The sequence below is a fragment of the Halomonas halocynthiae DSM 14573 genome (assembly GCF_000425725.1).
GTDB lineage: Bacteria > Pseudomonadota > Gammaproteobacteria > Pseudomonadales > Halomonadaceae > Halomonas > Halomonas halocynthiae.
The window spans coordinates 142,636-168,113 of sequence record NZ_AUDZ01000014.1; the positions used below are offsets into that span (position 1 = coordinate 142,636).

General features: G+C 53.5%; 20 protein-coding genes. 2 read left to right on the forward strand and 18 right to left on the reverse strand.

Annotation, left to right across the window (positions count from 1 at the left end; translation table 11 throughout):
* Positions 1–48 precede the first annotated feature (48 nt).
* The 8 genes from gltB to pilM all read right to left on the reverse strand — a co-directional run bounded on the left by gltB (position 49) and on the right by pilM (position 10,683).
* The gene (gene gltB / locus H616_RS0102600; RefSeq protein ID WP_027965960.1) at positions 49–4,494 is read right to left on the reverse strand and encodes a glutamate synthase large subunit; all 4,446 of its coding nucleotides are present in this window, start codon (positions 4,492–4,494) and stop codon (positions 49–51) included.
* Positions 4,495–4,736: 242 nt separating this feature from the next.
* A complete protein-coding gene (gene aroB / locus H616_RS0102605; protein ID WP_027965961.1) occupies positions 4,737–5,846 on the reverse strand; it encodes a 3-dehydroquinate synthase in 1,110 nt (369 codons plus the stop codon).
* Positions 5,847–5,850: 4 nt separating this feature from the next.
* Entirely contained in the window at positions 5,851–6,393 is a 543-nt protein-coding gene (aroK, locus tag H616_RS0102610; protein WP_027965962.1) for a shikimate kinase AroK, read from the reverse strand.
* Positions 6,390–7,751: a type IV pilus secretin PilQ gene (locus tag H616_RS14060; RefSeq protein ID WP_084155670.1), complete on the reverse strand. Its 1,362-nt coding sequence runs from the start codon at positions 7,749–7,751 to the stop codon at positions 6,390–6,392. Before H616_RS14060 ends, aroK begins: the two co-directional genes overlap by 4 nt.
* A 77-nt stretch (positions 7,752–7,828) precedes the next feature.
* Positions 7,829–8,398 (reverse strand): pilus assembly protein PilP, encoded by a 570-nt coding sequence (locus H616_RS15185; protein WP_051233916.1) that lies wholly within the window; start codon positions 8,396–8,398, stop codon positions 7,829–7,831.
* Positions 8,382–9,035 carry a type IV pilus inner membrane component PilO gene (locus tag H616_RS0102625; RefSeq protein WP_027965963.1) on the reverse strand — a complete coding sequence of 218 codons (654 nt, stop codon included), beginning with the start codon at positions 9,033–9,035 and terminating at the stop codon, positions 8,382–8,384. Before H616_RS0102625 ends, H616_RS15185 begins: the two co-directional genes overlap by 17 nt.
* Positions 9,032–9,583, reverse strand: coding sequence for a PilN domain-containing protein (locus tag H616_RS0102630; protein WP_027965964.1), 552 nt, complete (start codon positions 9,581–9,583; stop codon positions 9,032–9,034). The genes H616_RS0102625 and H616_RS0102630 overlap by 4 nt, the downstream gene beginning before the upstream one ends.
* Entirely contained in the window at positions 9,580–10,683 is a 1,104-nt protein-coding gene (pilM, locus tag H616_RS0102635; protein WP_027965965.1) for a type IV pilus biogenesis protein PilM, read from the reverse strand. The genes H616_RS0102630 and pilM overlap by 4 nt, the downstream gene beginning before the upstream one ends.
* A gap of 265 nt (positions 10,684–10,948) precedes the next feature.
* Between pilM and H616_RS0102640 the strand changes: the two genes are divergently transcribed.
* Positions 10,949–13,477 carry a penicillin-binding protein 1A gene (locus tag H616_RS0102640; protein ID WP_027965966.1) on the forward strand — a complete coding sequence of 843 codons (2,529 nt, stop codon included), beginning with the start codon at positions 10,949–10,951 and terminating at the stop codon, positions 13,475–13,477.
* A gap of 108 nt (positions 13,478–13,585) precedes the next feature.
* Here the strand turns inward: H616_RS0102640 and trxB are convergent, their stop codons facing one another.
* Together trxB and H616_RS0102650 are read right to left on the reverse strand one after the other, a co-directional pair.
* A complete protein-coding gene (gene trxB, locus H616_RS0102645) occupies positions 13,586–14,536 on the reverse strand; it encodes a thioredoxin-disulfide reductase (protein ID WP_027965967.1) in 951 nt (316 codons plus the stop codon).
* A gap of 171 nt (positions 14,537–14,707) precedes the next feature.
* Positions 14,708–15,310 (reverse strand): peroxiredoxin, encoded by a 603-nt coding sequence (locus H616_RS0102650; protein ID WP_027965968.1) that lies wholly within the window; start codon positions 15,308–15,310, stop codon positions 14,708–14,710.
* A 418-nt stretch (positions 15,311–15,728) separates the two neighbouring features.
* Between H616_RS0102650 and acnA the strand changes: the two genes are divergently transcribed.
* Positions 15,729–18,512 carry an aconitate hydratase AcnA gene (gene acnA, locus H616_RS0102655; protein WP_027965969.1) on the forward strand — a complete coding sequence of 928 codons (2,784 nt, stop codon included), beginning with the start codon at positions 15,729–15,731 and terminating at the stop codon, positions 18,510–18,512.
* A gap of 84 nt (positions 18,513–18,596) precedes the next feature.
* On the opposite strand, the gene H616_RS0102660 is transcribed toward acnA, so the two are convergent.
* The 8 genes from H616_RS0102660 to radC all read right to left on the reverse strand — a co-directional run bounded on the left by H616_RS0102660 (position 18,597) and on the right by radC (position 25,470).
* Positions 18,597–20,282: an NAD-dependent malic enzyme gene (locus H616_RS0102660; RefSeq protein ID WP_027965970.1), complete on the reverse strand. Its 1,686-nt coding sequence runs from the start codon at positions 20,280–20,282 to the stop codon at positions 18,597–18,599.
* 118 nt (positions 20,283–20,400) lie between these two features.
* A complete protein-coding gene (locus H616_RS0102665; protein WP_027965971.1) occupies positions 20,401–21,432 on the reverse strand; it encodes a tryptophan--tRNA ligase in 1,032 nt (343 codons plus the stop codon).
* Positions 21,433–21,516: 84 nt separating this feature from the next.
* Positions 21,517–21,951, reverse strand: coding sequence for an acyl-CoA thioesterase (locus H616_RS0102670; RefSeq protein ID WP_027965972.1), 435 nt, complete (start codon positions 21,949–21,951; stop codon positions 21,517–21,519).
* A 67-nt stretch (positions 21,952–22,018) separates the two neighbouring features.
* Entirely contained in the window at positions 22,019–23,212 is a 1,194-nt protein-coding gene (locus H616_RS0102675) for a class I SAM-dependent rRNA methyltransferase (protein ID WP_027965973.1), read from the reverse strand.
* Between the two features lie 78 nt (positions 23,213–23,290).
* Positions 23,291–24,109, reverse strand: a complete 819-nt coding sequence (gene mutM / locus H616_RS0102680; RefSeq protein WP_027965974.1) for a bifunctional DNA-formamidopyrimidine glycosylase/DNA-(apurinic or apyrimidinic site) lyase — start codon at positions 24,107–24,109, stop codon at positions 23,291–23,293.
* 116 nt (positions 24,110–24,225) lie between these two features.
* Positions 24,226–24,381, reverse strand: coding sequence for a 50S ribosomal protein L33 (rpmG, locus tag H616_RS0102685; protein WP_027965975.1), 156 nt, complete (start codon positions 24,379–24,381; stop codon positions 24,226–24,228).
* A gap of 23 nt (positions 24,382–24,404) precedes the next feature.
* Positions 24,405–24,641 (reverse strand): 50S ribosomal protein L28, encoded by a 237-nt coding sequence (rpmB, locus tag H616_RS0102690; protein WP_027965976.1) that lies wholly within the window; start codon positions 24,639–24,641, stop codon positions 24,405–24,407.
* Between the two features lie 154 nt (positions 24,642–24,795).
* Positions 24,796–25,470 (reverse strand): RadC family protein, encoded by a 675-nt coding sequence (gene radC, locus H616_RS0102695; RefSeq protein ID WP_027965977.1) that lies wholly within the window; start codon positions 25,468–25,470, stop codon positions 24,796–24,798.
* Between the last annotated feature and the right edge of the window lie 8 nt (positions 25,471–25,478).

Sequence of the window (25,478 nt, forward strand, 5' to 3'; positions counted from 1 at the left end):
TCGACAATTCCTCCCTCGCCGTACTCACTGTCTCAGCGGTTTGCCGCTTCATTCCGGTTGATGCCGCGACTGGTCCAGCAGGCTACCTAGGCTCGCGGCCTTGGGTTTGACCAGCCAAAAATGGCGCACATAATCACTGAAGTCTTCGAGAATCGCCTGGCCACGTAATGAGCCGGTTTCAACCACGTATTCTTCAATGATCTCCCGCAGGTGACGTCGATGAGCTTCCATGGACTCAATATTAATGCGATGAATGCCGACTAGCTCATGATTCACTTTATCGACAAAAGTACGATCCTCATCAAGCACATAAGCAAAGCCTCCAGTCATGCCAGCCGCGAAATTATTGCCCGTTTCACCAAGTACCGCGACTAAGCCACCTGTCATGTACTCACAGCAATGGTCACCCGCGCCTTCAACTACCGCATGGGCACCTGAATTGCGCACGGCAAAGCGCTCACCGGTTGTGCCAGCAGCAAACAGCTGGCCACCCGTCGCGCCATACAGACACGTATTGCCAATGATGGCGGTACGGTGAGTGTCAAAGCTGCTGCCCGCTGGCGGCATAATCACCAGCTTGCCGCCATTCATGCCTTTACCGACATAATCGTTGGCATCGCCTTCAAGGTACATGTTCAGACCTCGGGCATTCCACACCCCAAAGCTCTGGCCAGCGACCCCCTTAAAGCGCAAGTTGATTGGTGCATCCTCTAGCCCTTGCTCTCCATAACGCTTAGCGATGACACCAGAAACCCGTGCGCCCACACTGCGATCACAATTGGTGATGGCAAAGCAAAAATCACCGCCGGACTGCGTTTCAATCGCCGCCTCAAGCGCCTCAAGCACTTCCAGGTTCTTAGCGCCGGGATCATGCGGCGTGTTACGGCTGATCTGACAGAACTGTGGCGCATCAGCAGGCACATGATCATTCGCCAGTAACGGAGTCAGGTCCAGACGCCGCTGAGAGGCAGTGGCTCCTTCGATAATTTCCAATAAGTCAGTACGCCCAATCAACTCGGTCAGCTGACGCACTCCCAGCATCGCCATCAGTTCACGAACCTCTTCGGCAATAAACCGGAAGTAATGCTTAACCATGTCTACGGTGCCAAGAAAGTGCTCATCACGCAGATGCTGGCTCTGAGTGGCCACGCCGGTTGGGCAGTTGTTGAGATGGCAGATACGCAGGTATTTACAGCCCAACGCGACCATCGGCGCAGTACCAAAGCCGAAGCTCTCGGCACCTAGAATCGCCGCTTTAACCACATCGAGACCGGTTTTCAGGCCCCCGTCCGTCTGGAGGCGAATCTTCTCTCTCAGGCCGTTGATACGTAGCGCCTGATGCACCTCGGGCAACCCCAGCTCCCACGGGCTTCCTGCATGCTTGATCGAGGTCAGAGGGCTAGCCGCCGTACCACCGTCATAGCCAGATACCGTAATCAAATCCGCATAGGCCTTGGCCACCCCAGTGGCGATAGTGCCAATACCTGGCTCAGACACCAGCTTGACCGATACCTGGGCCTCCGGGTTGATCTGCTTGAGATCGAAGATCAACTGGGCCAGATCCTCGATGGAGTAGATATCGTGATGTGGCGGCGGGGAGATCAGCGTAACCCCCGGCACTGCGTGACGTAACCGCGCAATCAGCGCATTGACCTTGCCGCCCGGCAGCTGCCCACCCTCACCAGGCTTAGCACCTTGGGCGACTTTGATTTGCAGCACTTCGGCGCTGACAAGATAGGACGGTGTAACGCCAAAGCGTCCTGAAGCAATCTGCTTAATCTTGGAGTTACGCACGGAACCGTAACGAACGGGATCCTCACCGCCTTCACCAGAGTTCGACCGCCCACCGGCTTCGTTCATCGCCTGCGCCAGTGCTTCATGGGCTTCTGGTGACAGCGCTCCCAGTGACATGCCCGCACTGTCGAAGCGTAGGAGAAGCGACTCAATTGGCTCAATTTCGTCTAGCGATAACGCCTCGTCAGCAGGCTTCAAACGCATCAAGTCACGCAGAGTTGCTGGAGCCCGTTCGTTTACTAGCCCTGCGAACACTTTCCACTTGGCATAGCTGCGCTCTTGTACCGCTTCCTGAAGCGACTTGACCACTTGCGGGTTAAACGCGTGGTACTCCTGACCGTGAACGTACTTCATCAGGCCGCCCTGAGTAATACCCTTACGCGCCGTCCAGGCATGCTTGGCAACGGCCTCCTGCTGCCACTGCAGCTGAGCAAACCCCGTACCCTCAATGCGCGATGCCATACCGGTAAAGCACAGGTCGACAACCTCAGAAGCTAGGCCTACAGCCTCAAACAACTGCGAACCGCGATACGATGCCAGGGTCGAGATGCCCATTTTCGACAGAATTTTATACAGCCCTTTCTGCAACCCTTTGCGATAGTTCTCCCGCGCATCCGCCGGGTTTCCCGTAAGCTCGCCGGTGCGGTGCATGTCCGCCATGACCTGATAAGCCAGCCACGGATAAACGGCGGTCGCCCCCACCCCAAACAGCACTGCCATCTGATGTGCATCTCGGGCATAACCGGTTTCTACCACCAAGTTGACCTGCGGTCGCAACGCCAACTTCGCCAAATGGTGATGGATGGCACCGACTGCCAGCGCTGCATGCACAGGGATCTGCCCTTTAGGCAGCGCAGCATCTGAAAGCACCAGAATTACCTTACCTGCACGCGCGGCTTGCTCGGCGTCCTGACACAAAGAGAGAATCGCGTCTTTCAAGCCTTGGCGCTCTGGGTCATGGCCCAATGATAAAGTATGGCAAGCAAACGCCGGATCCTGCTGAGAGACCAAGGCTGTAAACTTACGCGGGGATAGCACCGGCGTAGTCAAAATCAAACGATGGGCATGCTGAGGCGTCGGCTGGAAGACATTCAGCTCGGGGCCGCAGCAAGTTTCCAACGACATCACAATGGATTCACGCAACGGATCAATCGCGGGGTTAGTGACCTGAGCAAACTTTTGCCGGAAGTAATCGGTCAGCGTTCGGTACTTAAGCGACAGCACAGCCATGGGGGTATCGTCACCCATCGAACCTACCGCTTCCTGACCACTCTCACCCAGCGGACGCAGCACTTGGTCGCGCTCTTCAAAGCTGACCATAAACATCTTCTGCTGCTCGTTGAATACGTTCTGAGGCATACTTTCAAAGCGGGCAAGCTCGGTCAGCGCAGACTCCAGATAATTCGCTTCTTGCTTAAGCCAGCGCTTATAGGGGTAAGCGGATTTCACACGCTGATCTACCTCTGCCGTGTGCAATAGCTCACCGGTATGTGTATCCACCGCCAGCACCTGCCCAGGGCCTACTCGCCCTTTGGCAACAACATCCTCAGGCTTATAATCGTAAGTCCCCACTTCTGAGGCGAGCGTAATGTAGCCATTGCGTGTAATCACCCAACGTGCCGGGCGCAGGCCGTTGCGGTCTAGCATACACACCGCCTGACGACCGTCGGTCAGCACCACTCCTGCCGGGCCGTCCCATGGCTCCATATGCATGGAGCTAAACTCATAGAAAGCCCGCAGATCTGGGTCCATGATCTCCACATTCTGCCAGGCAGGAGGAATCATGCTACGCACGGCACGGTGCAGGTCCATCCCACCGATCAACAGAAACTCGAGCATGTTATCCATGCTCGATGAATCAGAACCCGTGGTGTTAACCAACTCGTCGAGCTTTGCCATATCAGGCAAACGCTCACTAACAAAGTTTTTCTTACGTGAATTAGCCCAACTGCGGTTAGCTTCAATGGTATTAATCTCACCATTGTGCGCCAGCAGACGGAATGGCTGAGCCAGCGGCCAGCGTGGGGCGGTATTGGTGGAAAATCGCTGATGAAAAACACAAATAGCCGTCGCCAGACGCGGATCACCCAAATCACGATAGAACGCAGGCAAATCCACCGGCATCACTAAGCCTTTATAGGACATGACCTCAGCAGATAACGAGCAGACATAGAACTCAGGTTCATCGTTAAGCGCCTGCTCAGCCAGACGGCGCGCCATAAACAGGGCGACATCAAAATTTTTCTCATTACCGTTTGGCTCGACGAAAACCTGACGAATTCTTGGCAGACATGCCAACGCAATAGGACCACAGACAGAAGGGTCTACCGGCACTTCTCGCCAGCCTCGGACAGTCAGCCCTTGGGCAACTAACTGAGACTCAAGCTCATCAATAGCACGGGCTTCCCGAGCATCATTGTCGGGCAGAAATACCACGCCTACCGCAAATTGCTCACCAAGTTCGCCGCCTAACGCCTCTTTAGCTACCTCACGAATGAAAGCCTCGGGCATTTTAAATAGCAGACCGCAACCGTCACCAGTCTTGCCATCTGCGGCGATCCCACCGCGGTGGGTCATGCAGGTAAGTGACTCAATAGCGGTCTGCAGCAGATCATGGCTGGCATCGCCCTGCATATGGGCGATCAGGCCAAAGCCGCAGTTATCGCGAAACTCGCCTGGCTGGTGGAGACCTTTATTCATGGACACGCCTCAAAAAATAAATTCGTTATGAGCGATGCACTCAACCTCCTTGGTGCATGCCAATTACGCATACACTATACCGATAGTGATATTTGCGCGATATTTTTTTGCGTCCCACAAACGAAAATGCCCACCGACAGCGCGGCAGGCATCTCAAAACTTAAGCGCGATAACATTAGCTCAAACGGCGGAGGTTCTTTTCAGATCGCGTTACCGACCGCATCTTCTTATGGCTCAGGCTGCTATGCATTACGAGGGAAGTCTTTTAACAGCTGATGCAGTATGTCGCCAGGTGTTTGATCGTGCACACAGGCATCACCCAGTTGCTTTAGCAAAATCAGGCGCAAACGGTCATCGAGATTTTTCTTATCCAGACGCATCACCGCAAGAAAATCATCAACCCCCATATCGGCTGGCGCAGCTAACGGCAACCCTGCGGAAGCAATAACAGCCTCAACCCTGGTCACATCGTGGCCATCAATCCAGCCCAAGTGATGAGAAAGCGCTGCCGCCATCATCATGCCCGTACCTACCGCTTCACCATGTAACCAACTGCCATACCCTTGGTGGGTCTCAATCGCATGACCAAAAGTGTGCCCAAGGTTGAGTAGCGCTCGCACGCCTTGCTCTGTTTCGTCTTCCGCTACAATTTCCGCTTTCAGCCGACAGCTGCGCTCAATGGCATACACCAACGCATGTGAATCAAGGGCTCGCAATGCTGCCATATGCTCTTCCAGCCAAGCGAGAAAAGGCTCATCCCGAATCAACCCATATTTAATCACTTCGGCTAAACCAGCTGACAGTTCCCGCACGGGTAGCGTAGAGAGACTATTAGTATCAATCAGCACAGCCCGAGGCTGCCAGAAAGCGCCCACCATGTTCTTACCCAGCGGGTGATTAACACCCGTCTTACCGCCAACCGACGAGTCTACCTGGGCAAGCAGCGTTGTCGGTACTTGAATAAACGCCACTCCTCGTTGGTAACAGGCTGCGGCAAACCCCACCATGTCACCGACTACGCCGCCGCCCAACGCCACCAAGGTGCAACGACGATTAAAGCCCGCCTCTAGCAGTGCGGTCCAAATGCGCTCAACACAGGCCAGAGTCTTATGCTGCTCACCGGCAGGAAGAACCAGCTCACGCACATCTAACCCATCGGGCAGAGCAGAGATGAGCGACGCCAAATACAACGGTGCAACATTGTCATCACTAACAATCATCACCTGGCGCCCCGCCAGATATGGCACCAAACTATCTGGACGACGAATCAAATCCGGACCGATATGAATCGGATAACTGCGCTCTTCAAGTGAGACTTGCAGGGTTGTAGCAATCTGTGAGGACTGGCTCATGGTTTCAGGCCTTACTCTTCAATGGGGCGGTCAGATTCCTCACCTGACGCGCAATGTTTCTGGCGACACTTCGCGGTCCGCGACGCTCGCTGCGTACAATAATGTCGGCAGTCGCCCGATACAACGGATCACGCTGGTGATACATCTCCCGCAGCACCTGCTCTTTGTCAGGACGCTGCAGCAGCGGACGATTACGGTCTCGGGCAGTACGTTTGAGTTGCTGCTCAACTGTAATGCATAAATAAATAACGATACCGCCATCGCGCAATAATTGACGATTTTCTTCGCGCAGCACAGCACCGCCACCGGTTGCAATTACTGCACCACTGCGAGCTGATAGCTCACAAATCATCTGGGTCTCACGCTGGCGAAAACCTTCTTCGCCTTCAACATCAAAAATCCACGGTATATCTGCCCCGCAACGCCTTTGTATTTCATGGTCGGTGTCAAAAAAATCATAGGACAACTCGGCCGCCAGAAGGCGACCGATCGTTGTCTTTCCGGCTCCCATGGGGCCTACAAGTATTAGGTTGGAAGCTGCTGTCATCTGCGAACCGTTAGATTGTCATTCAGTATTTTGGGCGTAATGAATACCAACAACTCTACCTTATCGCTGCTGTTCTCGGTATAGCGAAAAAGATTCTTCAGTATCGGAATATCACCAAGCACAGGGGTTTTGAGCAAACGCTCTACCTGCTGGGTAGTCAAAATTCCCCCCAACACTACGGTCGTACCATTATCGACTAGCACTTGGGTTTCGATCTGGTTGGTATCAATGGCTGGCGTACCATCGAAGGCTTGCTTGCCCACGGTATCGTTATTAATCACCAGGTCCATAATGATGCGATCATCCGGGGTAATCTGCGGCGTCACTTCCAGTGATAACACCGCCTCTTTAAAAACCGTGCTGGTTGCCCCGCTAGACGTAGATTCCTGATACGGTATTTCCGTCCCCTGCTTAATAACAGCCTTACGCCGATTGGCCGTTATCACACGTGGCTGTGAAATAGTCTCACTTTTCCCCTCACTCTCCAGAGCACGCAGCTCAAGATCCAGCAAGATATCCCCCGCCAAGTAACCAAAGCTCAGTGCAGTCCCCGGGCTTACCGAGCCTCCAAGATCCACAAACATTCCTCCCATGGCGCGATTCAAACCATTGGGGTTGAGGTCACGCCTAGCGTACTGACCGTCTCCGCTATCAACAAAGCCGCCGGTACTAGACATGCCCCAATCAATACCTAGCTCACGAGCTGCCGAGTCTCTAGCGATCACAATTCTTGCTTCTATCTGCACCTGCCGCACCGGCACATCAAGGTGGGTTAGCGTCTGAAGAATCGACCCAATACGCTCAGAGGTATCCTGAACCAGCAGCGTGTTGGTTCTTGCATCCACCGCAACACGTCCGCGCTCTGAAAGCAGACCAAAGCCACCCTCACTACGTACCAACTTAGCTAGCTGCTCAGCTCTGGCATACCTTATCGGAATGTACTGTGTTTGCAGAGGCACTAAAGCCTGCTGCTGAGACCGAGTCACCAACGCCTGGCTTTCTCTCTGGGAAAGCTCCAAAGCAGGCGCCACAACAATCACATTACCTCTCTGTCGGCTAGCCAGCCCATGGCTTTTCAACACCAAATCAAGAGCTTGATCCCAAGGAACATCGTCAAGATTCAGCGTAACACGCCCCGTCACGCTATCGCTGGCCACCAGATTCAATCCGGTAAACTCGGCAATAATAGCCAGCACAGAACGCACTTCAATATCTTGAAAATTAAGAGAAATGTGCTTTCCCGAATAAGCCGGTTCGTCAGCGCCCTCTGCCGTCACTAACGGCACTGACTGAGCCGGTAACCCGCCACTCACAAGAAGTGCCGCTAGGATCAAAGGTACATATCGCTTAGTCTTCATGACTTCCCTGTCCCACGCAGCATGCTGCGTTATCCTGACGGTAAACGCCGAACCTTCCTGTTCAGCACACTATTGCTTTATCGATTACTTGAGTCCCCCAGCGTCAATATACGAACACGTTCAACCCAGCCTCCAGCAGATGGAACCGTTTCAACCAACCGCACGGCACTGGGAGTAATTTCTGTGATACGCCCAAAATCTGCGCCCAGATGCGAGCCAATTGATAACCGATGCACCCTGTTAACAGGATCTCGCACTAAAGCTGATGATTTTCCATCAAACATCAGCGTGCCCACCAACATCAGCTCGGTAAGAGCAAACGCTTCCAGCGGCTCAGCACGCCGTCCATGGTCGGGCGCTATCCCAGAATACTCTGCTCTTCGAGCACCAGACGAGACTCTGGGCATTTCAAACGGGCTACGCTCCCCCTCAAAGAGATAAACAGCGGTCGCTTCTAGCACCGGCTCAGTAGCAGCGACGGGGACAGCAGCGTCACCGACAACCACTTCATGTGCGTCTAAACTACGCTGAAGTTCGCTTAAGTCAGCATCGTAGCAGCCACCAAACAGTAATACCGACATCAAGCTCACCGACGCCATAAGCCTCGCAGGTACCAGGCCAGCGCGCTCTTTATTGGCTTGTTTCACGGGTGTCACCACGGATTGATGCAAGCCTCTCATTGTCAGATATATAGCTGTAGGTTTTCGCCGACATAGACAAGCTCAGCAAGCCGCTTTCAGGTAGTGGCTCAAGGGTAAAATCATGCTGTGTCACGATCTGAGGCAAACTGGCCAGCGCGGCGACAAAAGCAGCAATGCGATGATAGTCACCACGCACTTGGATATCGAAAGGCCGCTCAATGTAGAACGCATGCACGACATCTGGACGCCTACGAACAGCGTCAATCTGCAGGCGATTAGCCAGCCCAGCCTGGCTAATACGATTAAGTAATAGCGGAATATCCACATCACTCGGCAGCATTGTTACCAGTGCATCAAGCTGCTGCTTCAGTGCACCCATTTGCGCTTGTAAGCGAACAACCCGTGCTGCCTTATCGGCCTTACGATGGTAGTCATTCAATACCACCTGCTCCTGATGCTGAGCCTCTGCGTAACGCGCAGCTCTAGGTGCAGCAACACTCCAATAAATAACAACAAATACCAGCAAAGCTGACAGCAACCCACACGCAGCCTGTAAGAGTAACGGCCAGCTACCTGCCTCTCGAAGATCGAGCGTCAGCCATGCCGTTCGTTTTAAACGGCCAACGTCTCCGGAAAGGCTCATGGTTCTCTCTCCGGCATAGGCATTTGCTGGTCTACCGTTAAAGTAAAGTGCCGCCCTTCTGCAGTCACCTGTAGCGCTGAGAACTCCGGTTCAGCGAAAACCGGCTCTGCCCCTAAGGCGCGCAACTGGCCTGATACACCACTATCACCAAGAGCAACGGCAGAAAGTGTTAGCCGCTCCCCTTGGCGCTCCAACGAAGAATAGTGCACATCGTCCTGCAAGCTGGCCGCCAATGCATTTAGCACCGCTACCGTGACTAAACGCTGGCGCTTTAACGACTGCAACACAGCCAACTGCTGTAGGCGAAGAGCAATATGCGCATCATACTGCTCAACATCGGCAAGCGTTCTATCCAGCACAGCAGCTTGTTGTGCAATGTAGTCCAGGCGCTGCTGTTGAACGCTAAGCTTTTGGCCATAAAACAAAAACACGGAAAAACCCAAACAAAAGCCGACGCTCACAGCGAGCAACACACCCACCCTGAAACGTCGATTACAATACTGCCGGTGCCTCTCACGCCAAGGTAACAGGTTGATTTCAATCGTCATACACCCTCCTTAGCGGCTAACCCACAAGCAATCAGAAGCTCAGGCGAATGCGCCTGTAAGTACGGTTTAGCGATATTTTCACTGATGCTCATCCCCGAAAAAGGGTTAACAATTATGACGCTCGCAGAACATAGCTCAGAAAGACGTACTTCCAACCTAGCTAACAGCTTGGGGTCACCGGCCAGGAATATACCGCTGATTTCTGCCTGACTGTGCGTGGTGTAATACAACTGCTGCGCGCGCTCGATCTGTTCTGCCAAATCGTCACAGACTGCCTCTGCCATGTTGTCGCTAGTGCCAGCGGGCACATGGCTCCCATGCCCTTCTAACCCTGAAGGCACTGCGTCATGATGATAAAAAGCACGATTACCTTGCACAGCGTTGTCTGTAATCTTGCTCTGTAATAACTGGGGGGCTGGAGCGGCCTTGCTCAGCGTCATATGCCGGCTATAAGCCATTCGCCCGTCATGAAACACATGGAAAGAACTTCCGCGACTGCCGACATCGACAAAAGCCACGCCGTCTTTTTTTGTCACCAACGTCGGCGTCAATTGCTGACATTGCAAGGCCAGCGCACGCTCGATAACAAAGGGTTCAGCATCAACTGCGGCTGTGACCAACCCCGCTTGAGTGACAATCTCCGACAACTGACTGACATCTTGGTGACGACATGCCACCAACAACACTTTTTGGTGCTCCGTAGTCTGAGCAGCGGCTCCCAGACGCTGAAAATCGAAGGCAACATCATGGGGCGGAAAAGGAAAATGTTGCTCAGCCTGAAGCAAAACCAACGCCTCTATTTCTTCATCATCAAGCGCCAGCGGCAACTCAATTGTCTTGCTAATGATGGCACTAGAGGGCAAAGCAATAACGACACGGTTTGCCGCAGGTTGCGCCTGCCTGACAGCCTGGCTCAATACCTGCGCGACCTCTTCTGAACGGGAGATGCGCCGTTCGACCACAGCACCTTCAGCCAGAGGACAGACAGCACAGCTTGCGAGCTGGTGTCCATCGGTCATGCGTTTCAGCTCAACCAACCTAACCGCAGATGAGGTAATATCCACCCCAAGCAAACCATTACCTGATCCATGTAATCGCATTGCGTCATGTCCCTATGCAATTCTGGTGGCATGCCAGACATCCGTTAGGCTCAAACAGCACTATCAAGCAGCACGATACAGCGATACATCGCAGCATCCTTTTGAGCTCTTGATATGAGACTAGATGACAACTCACTATCTGACACCATTAACCTGTCGCAAAGTATCGACGCTGGTCGAGGTATCAACAGTTCCCTATAATCACGGATACCGGTAATGATGGTTTGATCGGCTCCTCTGCTTACGGCCTGGGTAACCTTTATTCATGAAGTTCATAAAAACGCTATTTAGCTCTGTTTTCTGGCTGCTACTCGCTGGTCTATTTGCCGTCTGTCTGGCAATCGCTGGGGCGGCCATCTATTTCATTCCCGGGCTGCCTGATGTGCGCCAGCTGCAGAGCTATGAGTTGCAGACGCCACTGCGCATCTACACCAGTGACGATAAGCTGATCGGTGAGTTCGGCGATGAACGACGCATGCCTGTCGACTTTGATGAGATACCTCCCCAGCTGATTCAGGCGCTATTAGCTGCCGAAGATGCCAGCTACTTTGACCACCAGGGCGTAGACCCCAAAGGGTTAGCCAGAGCTGCCGTAGAACTTGGCGCCACCGGCTCAATTCAGTCAGGTGGCTCCACTATCACCATGCAGGTCGCCAGAAACTATCTACTGACACTGGATCGCACTTATGTGCGTAAAATTCGTGAAATCCTACTGTCTTTGCAGATGGAGCGGATATTGAGCAAAGAAAAAATCTTTGAACTCTATGTCAATAAGATTTTTCTGGGCCACCGTTCGTATGGTATTGCTGCTGCAGCCAAAGTGTATTACGACCGTGAGCTAAGTGAGCTCAGCTTGGCTGAAATGGCGATGATTGCCGGCCTGCCTAAGGCACCTTCCGCCTTTAACCCGCTGACAAATGCTGAGCGTGCACTCATCCGCCGTAACTGGATTCTCTTTCGCATGCGAGAGCTGGGCCATATCGACCAAGCTGAGTATGAGGAAGCGGTGCAGGAGCCAGTCACTGCAAAACGCCATCAAGTCCAACTGGAAGTGGACGCCGACTATGTTGCAGAAATGGCACGCCAGTTTGCCGTCACCCGTTTTGGCAAAGAGCGGGCATACACTGGCGGCTACAATATTCACACCACGCTAGATAGCCGCCTGCAGCCAATGGCTCAGCGCGCACTAGCCAATGGGTTGATTGCCTATGATACCCGTCACGGCTGGCGTGGCGTTGAAGAAGAAGACATTCCGCGCAGCCTAGCAGAAGCCCAGGACCGCACCGAGCGCCGCGGGCTTGAAGAAGAACTCGACGAATCTCCAGAGGTTATCGAGACGGCTCGGCGTGCCGCTGAGCGTAGCGAAACTGAAATCGACGGCGTAGACGGTGACGTCAGCAATTGGCTACAAGTTTTAGAGCGCACGCCGCAACTTGGGCCACTCTATCCAGCCATTGTGGTCGAAAACAATGGCCGTGAAATGCGTGTCATGATCCATGATGGTCAACTACTAACACTGGACTGGCAGGCGCTAAGCTGGGCTAGACCCTACCGCTCAGCTCGTAGCCGCGGTGCTTCACCCAACAACGCAGCTGACATTGCCAAGCCGGGTGACCTAGTGCGCGTCATGCAGCGCGACGATGAAAGCTGGCGGCTTTCGCAGTTACCCGACGCCCAAGGCTCTCTGGTCGTACTCGAGCCGCAGACAGGGGCCATTCTGGCGCTACAAGCCGGATTTGATTTCAACGCCAGTAAATTCAACCGAGCAACCCAGGCCTTGCGCCAATCAGGCTCTATCTTCAAGCCCTTTATTTATTTAGCAGGCCTCAACAGTGGCGAGATGACCCCGGCCAGCGTAATCAACGATGCGCCTATTGTATTGCGCGATGGCAGCCGTAATTTGTGGAAGCCCAGCAACTCCAGCCGTGATTTCTTAGGACCAACACGCCTGCGGGTAGCGCTTGCTCGTTCGCGTAACCTGGTAACTATCCGGTTACTGCAGAGCCTTGGCTTAAGCGAGACTATCGACTTTCTGGGCGACTTCGGTTTTGACAAATCACGGCTGCCAAATGGCCTATCTCTGGCACTGGGCAGTGCTAGCCTGACACCGTTGGAAATGACTCAAGGCTATGCAATTCTTGCCAACGGAGGCTTCCGCGTAACACCTTGGTTTATTGAGCGCGTCACCCAGGGCGAAGACCACAACTTAGTGGAAGAAGCCAATCCTGAAGTGGCATGCCGCAGTTGTCCTGAAGGCCAAGAAACCGTTGACATTGATGGCAAATCCTATCGCATTGCACCACGCGTTGCCGATGAAGGCGCTGTCTACCTGTTACGCGACATGTTGCGTGAAGTAGTTGAGCGTGGCACCGCACGCGGCGCTTTGCCGTTAAACCGCGAAGATATTGTTGGCAAAACAGGAACGACTAATGGTCAGCGCGACACCTGGTTTGCTGGTTTCAACAATGACTTGGCTGTTACCGTCTGGGTCGGTAAGGATGACAACTCTTCTACTGCCGAGTATGGCGCTCAAGCGGCGCTACCCATCTGGGTCGACTTTATGGGCCAGGCACTGGAAGGTAAGCCTGAGTCTATGCCAGAGCGCCCCAGCAGTATCATCACTCGCCGTGTTGACGCAGCGACTGGGCGTCTGCTTCGAGAAGGTCAAGGAGGGGGCATTCAAGAGCTATTCCGAGCAGACTTTCTGCCTTCTACGCAGCCCGTCCGCGTCAATAAAACCATAGAAGAAGAAAGTAGCTCTCAGGGCACAGGCACCTACGAGGCAATTTTCTAAACAGAGACAATCAAACTCTCTGCTGTCATACACAAAGCGCCCCTTGTCCAAAACACAAGGGGCGCTTTAACTTTTCATCTGCGTTAGCAGGCAGTAGCGTCACAGTATTTACAATTCATCCAGGTAACGTTCGGCATCAAGCGCTGCCATACACCCAGTGCCTGCCGACGTAACCGCCTGACGATAAACATGATCCATCACATCACCTGCAGCAAATACGCCTGCCACGCTGGTGGCAGTGGCATTTCCATCGAGTCCTGAACGGACCTTGATATAGCCATTGGTCATTTCAAGCTGACCGTCGAAGAGGTCAGTATTCGGGTGATGCCCAATCGCGATAAATACGCCAGGTGCCACAATCTCGCGAGTCCCCTCCCCTTGGGTTGAAGCAAGTCGTACTCCTGTTACACCGCTGTCATCGCCCAGCACTTCGTCCAGCGTGTGGTTCCACACCAGTTCAACATTACCGTTCTCAGCTTTCTCAAACAGCTTGTCCTGAAGGATTTTCTCAGCTCGCAGACTGTCGCGGCGATGCACCAGCGTGACTTTGGAAGCGATATTCGAGAGATAAAGCGCCTCTTCCACGGCGGTATTACCGCCACCAACCACCACCACATCCTTATTGCGATAGAAAAACCCATCGCAAGTGGCGCAAGCCGACACGCCCTGCCCCATGAAGCGCTGCTCAGACTCAAGCCCCAAGTAACGCGCACTGGCGCCCGTCGAGATAATCAGGGCATCACAACGATAAGTGCCATTATCCCCCTTAAGGACGAAGGGAGGGCCTCCTAGCTCAACCTCATTGATATGGTCGAACAACACCTCGGTATCGAAGCGCTCAGCATGCCGCTTCATGCGCTCCATCAACTCAGGCCCTTGTACTCCGGCATCGTCACCCGGCCAGTTGTCCACATCCGTCGTGGTGGTCAGCTGCCCGCCCATTTGCATGCCTGTAATCAGCAATGGCTTGAGGTTGGCCCGAGCCGCATAGACTGCCGCACTATAACCAGCAGGCCCAGAGCCAAGAATAATCAAGCGTTCGTGGCGCACATCACTCATGATGACCTCACAATATTAGGTATAGAGAAAATATTACCAATAGCATACCGACAAAAAAGACGGCCCACAGGCCGTCTTCGTGATCTCGCTTGAAACGTACTGCATTTGGGGGCTTGGCGAATAAAATGCTTCCCATACGCTTCGTTCTAAGACCTTACCTAACGCGCTTTCTTACAGACCTTTGGAGTGAGAACCCAAGTACTGAGCCACACCTTCCGCAGTATCCTTCATGCCTTCTTGACCTTCTTCCCAACCCGCAGGGCACACTTCACCGTGCTTCTGGTGGAACTGCAGTGCTTTGACCATACGCACCATTTCATCAACGTTACGACCCAGCGGCAGGTTGTTAACGACCTGATGCTGAACAACACCATCCTCATCGATCAGGAAAGAACCGCGCAGCGCAACACCTGCTTCTGGGTGCTCGATGCCATAAGCCTGGGTAATTTCATGCTTAACGTCAGCTACCATGGCAAAGCCAACTTCACCGATCCCCCCATCTTCTGGTGCAGTTTTGCGCCAGGCATGGTGAGTAAACTGTGAGTCGATAGACACGCCGATCACCTCAACGCCAAGCTCCTTGAACTGCGCCAGACGGTTGTCATGGGCAATAATTTCGGACGGGCAAACAAAGGTGAAATCCAACGGCCAGAAGAACAGCACACGAGGCTTGCCGTTGCTGTCAGACAGCTTGTAGTTCTCAACAATTTCACCATTGCCCAGAACTGCAGCCGCTTCAAAGTCAGGGGCTTGACGTCCAACTAATACGCTCATGCAAATCTCCTTGTGGTCATTCATGACACTACGGGTAAACCCTAAAACACGTTACTGCTGACTAGGCTAGAGCAGTGAACGCTTGCATACCACTCATTCAAAGCTATGGCATGCATAGATAAAAACTATTGATATATTTTCCAGCATAGTAAAGGTCATCAGCAAGTAAACGCGGCTACTCGACCAATATCATGCCCTGCAGTATGAGATGGGGGCGATGGTTCGCTTTTCAAGACGGCGCGTCAAGACAGATTTCAACGCTCCGCTCCATAGCAATATAATAAGAAAAAACGTTTTTACTAACCTCTTAGAAACCCGAAGCGCTCAGCAATCGCCGCTTGAAAAAAGCGTTTATATACCCACCTAATAAATACAAGCCTAGAAAAGGCTGGTTATGCCCGTGCACAGGAGGAAGGCGATGAGCACCGAATCCAACCTAGATACTCGCGACACACTTGAGGTATCAGGCAAAAATTACCACTACCATAGCCTGTCGAAGGCTGCCAAGCAGCTAGGCAATATCGACCGGCTCCCCATGACGCTGAAGATTCTGCTAGAAAACCAACTGCGCTACATCGATGAAGAAAGCATTGAGCGCGCCGACCTTCAGGCCCTGGTCGACTGGCAAGAAAACGCCTCTTCCACGCAAGAAATCGGCTATCGCCCCGCCAGAGTACTCATGCAAGACTTCACTGGCGTACCTGGCGTCGTCGACCTAGCCTCTATGCGCGCAGCGGTCGAAGCACTCGGTGAGGACCCCTCATGCATCAATCCGCTGTCACCCGTCGACCTGGTTATCGACCACTCCGTCATGGTCGACCACTTCGGCAGTAAAAACGCCTTTCGCGAGAACGTCGCCATTGAAATGCAGCGTAATGGTGAACGTTATGAGTTCCTGCGCTGGGGCCAGCAGGCATTTGACAACTTTCGTGTCGTACCGCCAGGCACGGGCATCTGTCACCAGGTCAACCTTGAATACCTAGGAAAAACGGTATGGACCAAGGAAGAAAACGGCCAGACATTCGCTTACCCCGACACCCTGGTTGGCACCGACTCCCATACCACCATGATCAACGGCCTCGGCGTGCTCGGCTGGGGCGTGGGCGGCATTGAAGCCGAAGCCGCCATGCTCGGCCAACCGGTATCTATGCTGATTCCTGAGGTGGTTGGTTTTAAACTGACGGGCAAACTACGCGAAGGCATTACCGCCACGGACCTCGTTCTGACGGTCACTCAAATGCTGCGCAACCACGGCGTGGTAGGTAAGTTCGTAGAGTTCTATGGCGACGGCCTCGACGACCTACCATTGGCAGACCGTGCCACCATCGCCAACATGTCGCCGGAGTATGGGGCAACCTGTGGTTTCTTCCCGGTTGATGATGAAACACTTTCCTACTTGCGACTGACTGGCCGAGATGACGAGCAGGTCGCACTGGTAGAGGCGTATACCAAGGCCCAAGGACTATGGCGTGAACCCGGCGCTGAGCCAATTTTCAGCGACGTGCTGCACTTAAACATGAACGATGTTGAGGCCAGCCTTGCCGGCCCTAAACGGCCCCAGGACCGTGTCGCACTGTCAGAGATGCAAACCACCTTCGAAAAACTTCTCAATAACGACGGTGCCGAAAGCCACAGCAAAACAACCGACTCAGATGTAAGACACGAGGCGTCAGAAGAGAAAGGTCGCCTTTTTTCTGAAGGAGGGCAAACCGCCGTCGGCGTTGAGAAAAGTTATGAGCGCCCTACCAGCCAGGATGTCACCCTGGATAATGGCGCTACATTCAAGCTAAACCCCGGCGCCGTGGTGATCGCCGCGATTACTTCATGTACCAACACATCCAACCCCAGCGTCATGATGGCTGCAGGCTTGTTGGCACGCAACGCGCTCAACAAAGGGCTAACCACCAAGCCATGGGTCAAGACCTCTCTGGCACCAGGCTCCAAAGTCGTTACCGACTATCTAGCAGCCGCAGGCCTACAAGACGACCTCAACCAACTGGGCTTTGACCTAGTGGGTTATGGTTGCACCACCTGCATCGGCAACTCCGGCCCATTAGCTAAACCCATCGAAAAGGCCATTGTGGATGGTGATTTAACCGTCGCCTCGGTACTTTCCGGCAACCGCAACTTCGAAGGCCGCATTCATCCACTGAGCCAAACGAACTGGCTAGCGTCACCGCCGCTGGTAGTGGCTTACGCGTTGGCGGGCAATATGCGCCGGGATTTAACCCATGAGCCTATTGGCATAGGCAACGATGGCCAGCCGGTTTACCTAAAAGATATCTGGCCCAGCCAGGCTGAGGTTGCTAAGGCCGTCGAGCTGGTCAACACCAAGATGTTCCGCAAAGAATATGCCGAGGTGTTTGACGGCGATGAGACCTGGCAGGCCATTAACGTCCCCGATAGTAAAGTCTACGAATGGTCAGACGAGTCCACCTATATCCAGCACCCCCCATTTTTCACTGGCATGGGGAAAACGCCGGATAGCGTAGAGGATGTCAAAGACGCTCGAGTGCTTGCCCTGTTGGGCGACTCAGTAACCACCGACCATATCTCACCGGCTGGCTCCATCAAACCTGACAGCCCCGCTGGGCGCTACCTGCAAGAACATGGCGTCAAGCCAATTGACTTCAATAGCTACGGTTCACGTCGTGGTAACCATGAAGTCATGATGCGCGGCACTTTCGCCAACGTGCGTATCAGAAATGAAATTCTTGATGACGTGGAAGGTGGCGAAACACGTCACATCCCTTCTGGGGAACAAATGGCGATTTACGACGCTGCCATGCGTTACAAAGAGGAAAATACTCCCTTGGTGGTAATTGCCGGCAAGGAGTACGGTAGCGGCTCAAGCCGTGACTGGGCCGCCAAAGGTACGCTATTACTCGGCGTGCGTGCCATCATTGCCGAATCCTACGAGCGTATCCACCGTTCTAACCTAATCGGCATGGGTGTCGTGCCACTACAGTTTACGAATGGTGACAACCGCAAGAGCCTAGGACTGACTGGCGACGAACAGGTCTCCATCGAGGGGCTGTCCAAACTGACGCCTGGTGGCAAAGTCAAAGTGCTCATCAAGAGTGATAAAGGAGAGCAGCGTATCGAAGCGCTATGCCGTATCGATACCGCCAACGAACTGGAGTACTACCGTCACGGCGGCATCCTGCACTATGTGCTGCGCAAGATGATTGGCGCTGTCTGAGTCTGAGCCTGCTCCTAACCAACAAAACGCCCTGTCGACTCCATCGGCAGGGCGTTTTTTTACAGCCGCGTCAACAACACTTACTTAGAATGCTCGGCGGCGATAAGTCCGGTAACTTGGCTTCCAGCTGTTGCGCTCAATAGCATCACGCAACTCATGTCCACTAGTTTTGAGTGCCACTCCTTCCTGCTCAGCCTGAGCGGCAACCTCAAAGGCAATCGATGCTGACAGCGCTCGAATATCTTGTAGCGGTGGAAGCAGTGCACCACCCGCCACGTCAGGCTTAAGAATCGGTGCCTCTCGAGCCAATGCACGAGACGCCGACATTAGCATAGCATCGGTGACTCGGCTCGCGCCGGAGGCAATCACCCCAAGGCCAATACCAGGGAAAATATAGGCGTTATTGCACTGAGCAATGGGGTAACATTTACCGTCATATTCCACTGGCTCAAAGGGGCTACCAGTAGCGATCATTGCTTGACCGTCTGTCCAACGAATCACATCCTCTGGTATAGCTTCAGCACGCGATGTCGGATTAGACAACGGCATTACCAGCGGGGATGCACAGCCATCATGCATTGTGCGAATGACATCTTCAGTAAAGATACCGTGCTGGCCACATACGCCAAGCAAGACACTGGGCTTGACCTGCTTAACAACGTCTAGAAGCGTCTGGCCGTCCCAGTCACTCACCAGCTCAGGCGCATGGGCCAGCTTGCGCTGAAAATCATATAGCCAGCTCTGCTCACTGGTCACCAGGCCTTCACGGTCGACCATGTAAACACGCTCTCGCGCTTGCGCCTCAGTCAAGCCTTCCGCCTGCATCGCCACCACTACCTGCTCAGCAATACCACAGCCCGCAGAACCCGCGCCAACAAACACCACGCGCTGATTCGCCATCGTTTCACCACGCGCCTGACACGCAGCCATCAATGTGCCGACACACACTGCAGCAGTACCCTGAATATCATCATTAAAACAGCACAGCTCATCACGGTAGCGCTCAAGCAGCGGCATCGCATTGGCCTGAGCGAAGTCCTCGAACTGCAGCAGTACTCGCGGCCAGCGTCGCTTAATGGCAGCAATGAACTCATCCACAAACGCATCATAGTCTTCCTGAGGCACTCGCGGATGGCGCCAACCCATATACATCGGGTCATCAAGCAGCGTCTGATTATTGGTTCCAACATCCAAGGTAATTGGCAATGTATACGCTGGGCTGATACCACCGCAGGCGGTATACAGTGCCAGCTTGCCTATGGGGATTCCCATTCCCCCGATACCCTGATCTCCTAGACCCAAAATACGCTCACCATCAGTTACGACAATCACTTTTACATTATCTTTGGTGGCACTGTGCAGAATATCGTCCATGCGTTCTCGGTCTGCATAGGAAATAAACAGCCCACGGTGATTGCGGTAAATATTCGAGAATTCCTCACAGGCCTGGCCAACCGTCGGTGTATAGATAACCGGCAGCATCTCTTCAAGATGCTGGGAAACCAGCCGATAATAAAGCGTCTCGTTGTCGTCCTGAATGGCACGCAAGTAAATATGACGGTCAAGCGCCGTCTGGCATTGCTGATACTGGCGGTAAACGCGCTCCAGTTGCTCTTCAATGGTTTCAACTGTCTGCGGCAGCAACCCAACCAGATTGAACTCTAGACGCTCTTCAACAGTAAAAGCACTGCCTTTATTGAGCAACGGCATTTCAAGTAGTGCTGGCCCAGCATAGGGAACGTAGAGAGGACGCTTAGGATCGATAGCCATTGTTTTTTTATTCCTGTGTCTAAGTGTTGCGGACCAAGGCAACTATTGTATACGAAAACCATACTCTAACACGCCAGCACACAACGTATAGTGACAGCCAGGCTAGCGCTTACCTGCCTCATAGATCACTGAAACGCCCTAGGCCCACAGCTTGACGTAATTTCTCCATAGTCGGGCCGGCTTCATCACGAGCACGTTGCGCACCTGACTGAAGAACTTGCTCGATATAGCCTGGGTCTTCCATCAGCGCGTTATAACGTTCGCGCGGCTCGCGCAAGTGCGTGTTGAGCACCTCAAACAAACGATCCTTAGCGGCTCCCCAGCCAATGCCGTTTTCATATTCACGGCGCATATCCGCTCGCTGCTCTGCATCAACAAACGCTGAGTATATTTGAAACAACGTGCAGCTATCCGCATCTTTAGGCTCGCCGGGCTCTAGCGAATTAGTTTTAATCTTGCGCACCAGCTTGAGCAGCTTTTTCTCACTAACAAACAACGGGATAGTATTGTCGTAACTTTTGGACATCTTGCGCCCATCTAGGCCACTAAGCACTTGGGTTTGCTCATCCACTACAGCTTCGGGAAGTGTGAAGTACTGGCTCTTGAATAAATGATTGAAGCGCCCAGCGATATCGCGCGCCATTTCAATGTGCTGAACCTGGTCACGCCCTACCGGCACTTTATTGGCGTTGAACATCAAAATATCTGCCGCCATCAGTACAGGATAGCCAAACAACCCCATGGTGACCCCTTTGTCAGGGTCCTGATTGCCGGCCCTTTCATTTTCAGCGACCGATGCCTTGTACGCGTGGGCGCGATTCATCAGCCCTTTGGCACAAACACAAGACAACATCCAAGTCAGCTCAGGAATTTCAGGGATATCTGACTGCCGATAAAATATCGCGTTGTCAGTATCTAGGCCCAGCGCCAACCAAGTTGCCGCAATCTCTAGACGTGACTCTCTGACCCGCTGAGGGTCCTGGCACTTGATCAACGCATGAAAATCAGCAAGAAAATAATAGGACTGCACACTAGGGTCTTGGCTAGCCTGGATCGCAGGGCGAATCGCACCGACATAGTTGCCCAAATGAGGTGTGCCAGTTGTCGTAATACCCGTGAGCACACGGGACGTAACAGATGATGCAGTCATAACAGCGAAACCCTGACGGACGTTAGAATAACCAATATGGTACCCCGCCACCCAAGCCAAGGCGAACACGGTCTCAAGACAAAGTTATTCGTTCACCAGAGCGGATCCATAGCATTGCGTAAACTCAGCAGGCAAACGCCGAGGCCGCCCACTGGAAAGCGCAATGCAAGCAAAACGGGTACGTGCCCGCAGCAGAACACGCCCATCAGCTGGCCGTAATAGCTGAAACCGCCGAGTCAACGTGAACCGAGCATCACAGGCGACAATCCAAGTGGCCAGCTGCAACCGGTCGCCCTCAAAGGCTGGAGCCAAATAGTCCAGCTCATGGCGATGCACCACCATCGCACGGTCCAACTTGCGGTAGTGGGTCAAATTCAGTCCCAGTTCTGAGGAGTGCTCCCAGCTCACCTGCTCAACCCAGCGGAGATACTCAGCATTGTTGACATGGCCAAAGTGGTCAATAGCCGACGCCTCAACCACTAGGTCAATCACAAAGGGAGAAGGCAGATCCCAATACATGAAAGCAACTCTCCTTTTTCTCCAAGCTCAGAACTGGCCTATTTCACGCCTTAATATCTGATGAATATCAGTCGCGGAAAACTCTCACGCCCAACGCTTTAAGATAAGCTGTTTCTGGAATCGCTGGGTGAACCGGATGATCCGGCCCTTGGTAGCCCTGAAACAGCAGCTGAGCATGACGATCCTGATGGCGAGCAGCACCACGCACCACATCAACCAGCTTTTCCTGAGACAGGTGCATGGAGCAGGACGCTGACAATAACAGACCATCACGACCCAGCAAACGCATCGCTTCACGGTTCAGCTTACTATAGGCACGCTCGCCCGCTGGGATGTCTTTACGTTTCTTGATAAAGGCCGGCGGGTCAACAACTACCACATCAAACTCTTCGCCTTCTGCCTTAAGCGCAGCCAGAACCTCGAAGGCATCCCCCTGGCTAACCGACACCTGTGCTTCCACCCCGTTAAGCGCGGCATTAGCAGCCACCTGGTCCAACGCCTTGGCACTGGAGTCCACACAAAGAACTTCACGAGCACCATTGGCAGCAGCCTGCACACCCCAACCACCAATGTAGCTGAATACGTCTAACACGCGCTTGCCGGCCACTAAGCCATTGAGCCAAGCTCGGTTGGCACGGTGATCATAGAACCAGCCTGTCTTCTGACCACTCAGCAACGGCGCACAGAAACGCACACCATTCTCTTCCAGCAACACCTGCTCGGGCAATTCACCCTTCACCACCTCGACACCCAGCTCCAGACCTTCTTGGCGGCGGCCCCCGGTGTCATTACGCAGCACTACACAGCTGGGTGAGACAACTTTGTCCAGCGCATCCAGCAGCGGCTCTAACAGAGCGTGCATACCCGCAGTATTTAGCTGCAAAACCAGCACATCATCGTAACGATCAATGATCAAACCTGGCAGCAAATCACCTTCGCCATTCACCAGTCGATAAAATGGCTTGTCGAAAAAACGCTGACGCAACGACAAGGCTTGCTTCAAGCGGTGTACCAGTAAGGAGCGGTCAAGCATCATGGCCGGATCACGGGAAACAAGACGCGCACAAATCAGCGATTGACCGTTAACATAGGCAACACCCATGGGCCGGCCGTTGGCCGCCTCCACAACCACTTGCTCGCCCGGCACAAAGTTCTTGAGCGGCGTCACGGCAATATCAATTTCATTAGAATAAAGCCACAGATGACCGTGTTTCAGGCGACGGTCGGCGTCTTTTTTCAAGCGTAGGGTGCGTTGGGTCATGATAGGTCTCGCAAATTCATTGGAGCAGTTAGCGCGGGGTTTCATCATTACTGACGTCAGTACCGCAATCGCTGCTGTTCAAGTCTGGCATTCGCCACAGTAAACACTGGCCCGCTGACCCAGCGTCACAAGTCGTAGCTCGGCGCCGCACTGCCGGCAGGGCTGGCCATCTCGACCATAAACATTAAGCTGCTGGGAAAAATAGCCTGGCTCGCCAGTACCGCTAACAAAATCACGCAGAGTAGTACCACCTTGCGTAATCGCTGCAGCCAGTACATCACGAATCGCCTCAGCCAACGCCATATAACGCTCTCGGGACACGCGCCCAGCCGCACGACGCGGGTCAATGCCAGCCAGAAACAAGGCTTCTGCGGCATAAATATTGCCCACGCCGACCACTACCGCATTATCCATAACGAACGGCTTGACCGCTCGCTTCCGACCTCGCGACAGCGCATAAAGCCGCTCGCCATCGAAAACATCAGACAGCGGTTCAGGACCAAGACGTGCCAGCCGACGGTCCGTACTAATATCACCCTCAAGCCAATCAACAAAACCAAAACGTCGCGGGTCGTGATAACGCAATATCATGCCATTATCCAGCACCAAATCGACATGGTCGTGTTTTTTCGGCAGCTCACCAAGTTGTGCGATTCGCAAACTGCCCGACATACCAAGATGCCATAATAAAGCACCTTGGCGCGCCACCGGTATGAGTAGATATTTGGCGCGCCGAGTGATGTCACCCAGACGAGCGCCAACTAATCGGTCACTCAAATCTTCAGGCACCGGTACGCGCAAGCGCGACTGACGCACCAACACCTCACGCACTTCGCGCCCTTCTACATAGGGCGCGATACCACGGCGGGTGGTTTCGACTTCAGGTAATTCAGGCATTGAGGCACGCCAAACAAAGGAGGTACGGCTCCAGACGCAAGAACCCGACCAATGGCCGGGTTCTTGAGCAGGCAGAACCTGCGGCAGAAGCGATCCAAGCTACCGCAAAGAGCGGTTTACTTGATTTTGGCTTCCTTGTACATCACATGCTTACGCACTACCGGATCATACTTCTTAAATTCCAACTTATCCGGAGTGTTTTGCTTGTTCTTGTCGGTGGTATAAAAGTGGCCTGTACCGGCACTAGACACCAACTTAATCTTGTCACGCATGAGTCTTCTCCCTGAACGAATGCTTAGACTTTTTCGCCACGCTTGCGAAGGTCGCTGAGCACTGCATCAATGCCCTTCTTATCAATGACCCGCATTCCCTTAGAAGAAACGCGCAGCTTGACGAAGCGATTCTCTGACTCCACCCAGAAACGATGCTGGTGAAGGTTCGGCAAGAAACGACGACGCGTCTTGCGCTGGGAGTGTGAAACGTTATTACCAGTTACCGGGCGCTTGCCGGTAACCTGACATACTTTGGACATGAGAGCCTCCAACCGCTTGGCCAGGTATCGCTACCTGCTAGTGTTCAAAACCTGTCGGGCAAACCGGGGCAATCCCGCGTAATTTGACCCAAGGGAATTCAAAGGCTGCACTTTATACCAGAGACGGCCGGGCCTGACAAGCAATCGTGCGGTATTATAGCAGGCCTCGCTCTGCAAAAGACACCACTTCACCATCACCAATGACAAAGTGATCCAACACTCGGATATCAAATAGCCCCAACGCGTCTTTCAATCGGTCGGTAATTCGTCGATCCGCATCACTTGGTTCAGCCACACCAGAAGGGTGATTGTGTGCAAAAATTATCGCACCCGCTCCAAGGTCCAGCGCCCGACGCACCACCTCACGGGGATATACCGATGCGCTATCTAGCGTACCGCGAAACAGCGACTCAAAACGCAACACATGATGCTGAGTATCCAGAAACAGGGCCGCAAATTCCTCATGCCCCAAATGCCGAAGCCGAGATGCCAAATAAGCACGCACCAACGCTGGCGACGTTAGCGCGTCACCCCGCGCCAGCTGACAGGCCAGATGACGGCGCGACATCTCTAACACGGCCTGCAGCTGCACATAGGTCGCCTCTCCAATTCCATGAGCCGCACAAAAGCGCTTACGACTGGCCTCCAGCAACCCTCTGAGACTCTCAAAATCAAGCAATAAATCCCGAGCCAGATCCACGGCTGAACGCCCTTTCACCCCCACACGCAGAAAGATCGCCAGCAACTCAGCATCTGATAACGCCTCAGCCCCTAACGACAACAGCTTCTCCCGTGGGCGCTCGCCCTCCGGCCAGTCTCGTATCGACATTCTCAGCC